3 protein-coding genes are annotated in these 3,027 nt (G+C 43.4%); 1 reads left to right on the top strand and 2 read right to left on the bottom strand.

What is annotated here, in order from left to right:
- Positions 1-193, bottom strand: a 193-nt coding sequence (locus AC29Z1_RS15780) for a sugar diacid recognition domain-containing protein (RefSeq protein ID WP_488272411.1), incomplete at its 3' end; no start/stop codon positions are given.
- A gap of 550 nt (positions 194-743) precedes the next feature.
- Here AC29Z1_RS15780 and AC29Z1_RS15785 point away from each other — a divergent pair.
- Positions 744-1,691 carry a metal-dependent hydrolase gene (locus AC29Z1_RS15785; protein ID WP_488272412.1) on the top strand — a complete coding sequence of 316 codons (948 nt, stop codon included), beginning with the start codon at positions 744-746 and terminating at the stop codon, positions 1,689-1,691.
- 17 nt (positions 1,692-1,708) lie between these two features.
- Here AC29Z1_RS15785 and AC29Z1_RS15790 read toward each other — a convergent pair.
- Positions 1,709-3,027: VWA domain-containing protein (locus tag AC29Z1_RS15790; RefSeq protein WP_488272413.1), on the bottom strand; the 1,319-nt coding region annotated here is incomplete at its 5' end.

The raw sequence follows: 3,027 nt of genomic DNA on the forward strand, positions 1-3,027 counted from the left end.
GATCGGTAACGGAAAATTCCCGAATAGAACCACTAAGCAACATTTTGGCAGCCGCTTCATGAATATGCGAAATGCGTTCCTTGCTGAATGATGCAATAATTACACCTTGATTATCTGTAATATTGACGTTTTGATTCAGTTCTGCAGCAACAATATCTACAAGTGTTTGTGCAAAACGGGGATCAAGTTCCATAACCGCTCACTTCTGTATAAGAGTTTTTTTGTTTTTTTCGCCAATGGCTGGCTAACACTTCGAATTCCATCGTAAAATCCCCCCACAATTACACTTACATTACCAACAGGATATTGCCTAATTCTGGTCAAGTCCTCGAGCCTAGACGGGTGTGTTTTGGCTCTGTTCCAATACGTTCCTATAAGCACCGATCTAATAATAAGGAAGGACCTAGCCGTAGTCGCGGTAAGGTCCTATATCTGCAGGATAACAACAACATGACCTTACTATAATTTATACAAATAAATAATATACTAAGGTCTTTGTTCATGGCATGCACTTTAGGGCGCATTGTCTAGATGCGTCAATTATTTTTACATAAAAGTTATTTTTTAAATTTTATGATAATACAAAATTTAGTTCGAGTCAATATAGTGTGCTAAAAACCGCAGCATCGCAAAACGTCTCGCTCACCAGCCACCAATTACCAATAGACTACCTCCCTGTTAGCTATGATATAATTAGCTAGTGTTAAGTTATTATGTCATATTTGTGGGGAGGTCTTGATTTCATGGATACATTCTCCCATGCTTTGCTGGGTATTGCTGTTGCCGGTTTATCCGGACAACCATTTAGCCTCAGTGAACCTGTTTATTTAGCAAGTATTATCGGTGCCCAAGCTCCTGATTTTGATATCATTGCCATCGTTCGCGGAAAACTTGCTTTACTCCGCCAACATCGGGCTTTTTCTCACTCCATTCCAGGCCTTCTCATGTGGTCAAGTTTGATTACTGGCTGCTTTGCCATAGCCTCACCAGCAACAGAACTTACCGAGGTTTTTGTTTGGTCTTTCTTAGGCGGTTTGTCACATATTCTTATAGATTTTTTTAACGCCCATGGTGCGGCTGTCTTATGGCCACTGTGCCGACAGCGTAAAAGCTTCGGTTTGTTAAATGTGTTTGACCCATTATTGCTACTTATTATGCTTGCGGCATTCGTCCCAGCTTTACCAGCCATAGACACTTCGCTGCTTTTGTTTGCCGCAGTCGGGTTGTACACTATAGTAAGATTATTACTTAAGTTACGAGCAACCAATAGGTGCAAGCACCATTTTGGTAACAAAACCATTAAGCGTATGCTGCTTATCCCAGCACTTAAAAGTACCCGCTTCTGGGATTTTGTTATCGAAAGCAATGACCATTATTATATCGGTCAAATCGGCGTATTTGAACAGGCGTTAACCATTTATGCCGAGCTGCCCAAGAAATCTTTATCGCCGGCTGCCCAGGGCGCACAAAAAACCGTATTAGGTGAATTTTTTTCGACCTTTACACCGTTCAGCTATTTTACTGAATACCAAGATCATCAACTCCAGGCTACACTAGTGCATATATATGATCTACGCTATTTTTTCAATCAGACATTCCTTCATAGTGCCACAATTATTTTGGGCAGCGATGAACAGCCTTGTGGTTCCTATATTAAGACGTATGGACAAAAAATAAAAATACCCTGTTAACGCATAGCCAACCGCACTTACAGAATACGGTTGGCTACATCTGTTAATTGTTCTAAATTACGACATTCAAATACCTGCCGGCAATAAGGCTGATACTCCCGCATCAGGCAATCCCCCTCAAACCATTCCTTCTCTGGCATCGGGTTAAGCCAGTAGATGGCCTCAGCCCGTTCGGCGATTTTAGCCAGTTCGTCGGCCCCACTCGGATGCCAGTTATTACGACCATCCCCTAAAATAATAAGCTTAGTGCGACTGCTGATCGCCGGCAATTCATGCCGAGCTAATTGTTCGAAGACAAAATCATAACGTGACAAACCTACACGCCGGTTAAATCGATCTCGGAGATGTCTGGCCTGCAAAAAAGCATTAACATCCTGGGTTTTAAACCACTCGGTAACTTCAACGGCTTCATCCACAAACACAAAAGAGCGAATATTGGCATACCGCCGGTTGGCTGCCTGTACCAGTTGTAGCATAAACCGACTAAATTGTTCTACCGAGTTAGAAACATCACATAACAGCCATAAATCCACCTTACTCTTTATCTTGTCCCGGTATTTTAGCCGGATGGGACAACCGCCAGTACGCACCACTTCCTGGAAGGTGCGGCGTAGATCCACTTTGCCATGTTTTGCTCGGCGCATCCGAATTCCTGGCCTTTCAGCCAGTTTTTTCGCCAATTTGGCAATCTCCTGCTCGATAGTAATAATTTCTGTAGCTGCTAAGCCATCAAATTCCCGGCGTCTGATATTGGCATATTCCACCAATTTGATGATATGCTGACGCCCAAATTGTCTGATGGCTTTACGTTCCAGTTCCCGACGAATCAGTGCTTCTAACTGGGAAAATATCTTTTGCCAATTCAGGAACGTGCTTTCTTTCATCTGTTTATTGAGATATTGGCGTTCGATCTTGTTAACAGCTTCAAACCAGCGTAACTTAATCTGAACATCCCGTACTTTCTTAGATATTTCTTCCGGCTGAGCACTTTCGAGGACGATATCGCTGGTAAATTGTCGAGCTAGGTCCTCCAATACAATAGCATGCTGACTATCGATGGTTTCTAACAGGCCTTCAGCATCACCGCCGGCTCCGGCCGAACTACGGCCACTGCCATCAGCAGTCGCCCCTTTAATTGTCAAAAGCTCCTGTTGTTGAGCCGTTTGTTCAGATATTGGCGGTGTCAAATCAAAATAGAGGTCAAATAAAGCAGCAAAAACTGGGCGCTCCCACATACTCTTGACAAGAGTGGCTTCCAGTACCCCTCTCAGCAGCGACGGATTAAATCCGACAAGTTCGGCAGAACGCAAGGCATCAGCGGCTTCCATAGTCGTTA

The organism is Sporomusa sp., from assembly GCF_057736855.1.